Below are 1,575 nucleotides of genomic sequence, written 5' to 3'. Positions count from 1 at the left end.
CAGGAGATGAGGCGAGGTGTAACTGGCCGTCGTCAACCCGTGGGCTCGGGCCAGCCGCTCCAGCATCGCCACCGTGGAACCCTTGCCGTTGGTGCCGGCAACGGTCACCACACGGTGCGCGATCGGGCCCTGGGTGAGACCGAGCCGCTCGGCCACCACGGCCACCCGCTCGAGCCCCATGTCGATGGAGACCGGATGCTGGCGCTCGAGACGCGCCAGCCAGTCGTCGAGGGTGGCACTCATGGCTCGGGGGTTCCTTAACGCGGGGCTCGGGAAGCGTCCGGCTCGTCCGGTAGTGGAGAGAAGTCCCCGACCTCGGCGGAGGCATCGTCCGCCGCCACGCCGCCCACCGGCTGATGGGTCAGCTTGCGCAGCACGCCACCCAACCGCTCGCGCAGCTCCGGTCGCGACACGATCATGTCGACGGTGCCGTGCTCGAGCAGGAATTCGCTGCGCTGGAAGCCTTCCGGGAGGGTCTCGCGCACCGTCTGCTCGATGACACGCGGGCCGGCAAAGCCGATCAGGGCGTTGGGCTCGGCCACGTTGAGATCGCCCAGCATCGCCAGCGACGCCGACACGCCGCCGAAGACGGGGTCGGTGAGTACCGAGATGTAGGGCACGCCTGCCAGCTTGAGTTTTTCGAGCGCCGCCGACGTCTTGGCCATCTGCATCAGCGAGAACAGCGCTTCCTGCATGCGCGCACCACCGGAGGCGGCAAAGCAGACCAGCGGAATCTCCTCCTCGAGCGCCAGTGTCGCCGCACGCACGAACTTCTCGCCGACGATCGCGCCCATGGAGCCGCCCATGAACGAGAACTCGAACGCCACCGCCACCACCGGCAGGCCGTCGAGCGTCCCGCGCATGGCAATCAGGGCGTCATTCTCGTCGGTCGCTTTCTGAGCCGATGCCAGCCGATCCTTGTACTTCTTGGAGTCGCGGAACTTGAGCCGGTCGCTCGGCTGGAGATCGCCCGCGATCTCCTCGCGCCCTTCCGCATCGAGGAACCAGTTGAGCCGCTTGCGAGCGGTCAGCCGCAGGTGATGCTGGCACTTGGGGCAGACGTTCTGGTGCTTCTCCAGTTCGGGAAGGTAGAGCACCGATTCACAGTTCGGGCACTTGCGCCACAGGCCGTCCGGCACGCTAGCGCGGCGGTCATTGCGCTGGGTGCGGCTCATCGACGGAACGATCTTGTCTAGCCAGCTCATGTCAGGAAAGCTTCCCTATTTGCCAAAACAGAAAGTGTTGAAAACAGCCATACGAGAAACGCAAACGCTGGATGATACCAAATCGTCGCCCCGGCCTCAGCCGGCCACGTCACGGTCGAGCGCTTCCCGCATCTCGCCGAGAATCGACTTCAGCGCCGCGGGGATGGAAGCCGGGTCGTCGGCACGTTCGGCGATACGGCCGACCAGGGCACTGCCGACGATGACTCCGTCGGCCACTCGACCGATCGCCGCTGCGCTCTCGCCATCGCGGATGCCGAAACCGACGCACAGCGGCAGCTCGGTCACGCGCCGGAGCTTGCCCAACTGCTCGCCAACGGCATCGGCGTCGAGCGTTGCCGCCCCGGTCACG

The 1,575-nt window shown here is 66.5% G+C and carries 2 protein-coding genes and 1 pseudogene; all 3 read right to left on the bottom strand.

The genetic code is table 11. The features are described from left to right. A pseudogene (locus AC3AYF_RS19315) lies at nt 1-243 on the bottom strand (bifunctional tetrahydrofolate synthase/dihydrofolate synthase); the annotation flags it as partial. 14 nt (nt 244-257) lie between these two features. After that, entirely contained in the window at nt 258-1,205 is a 948-nt protein-coding gene (gene accD, locus AC3AYF_RS19310) for an acetyl-CoA carboxylase, carboxyltransferase subunit beta (protein WP_298837733.1), read from the bottom strand. Nucleotides 1,206-1,301: 96 nt separating this feature from the next. Beyond that, the coding region (locus AC3AYF_RS19305) for a tryptophan synthase subunit alpha (RefSeq protein ID WP_487780205.1) at nt 1,302-1,575 on the bottom strand (274 nt) is incomplete at its 5' end.

The sequence above is a fragment of the Salinicola sp. genome, assembly GCF_982684285.1.
The sequence above is the reverse complement of the archived record's forward strand: the minus strand, read 5'-3'. Positions and strand labels throughout refer to the sequence as shown.

Bases quoted from the DNA above. Each gene is read 5' to 3' on its own strand.
- accD (WP_298837733.1), bottom strand. From the start codon at position 1,205: ATGAGCTGGCTAGACAAGATCGTTCCGTCGATGAGCCGCACCCAGCGC.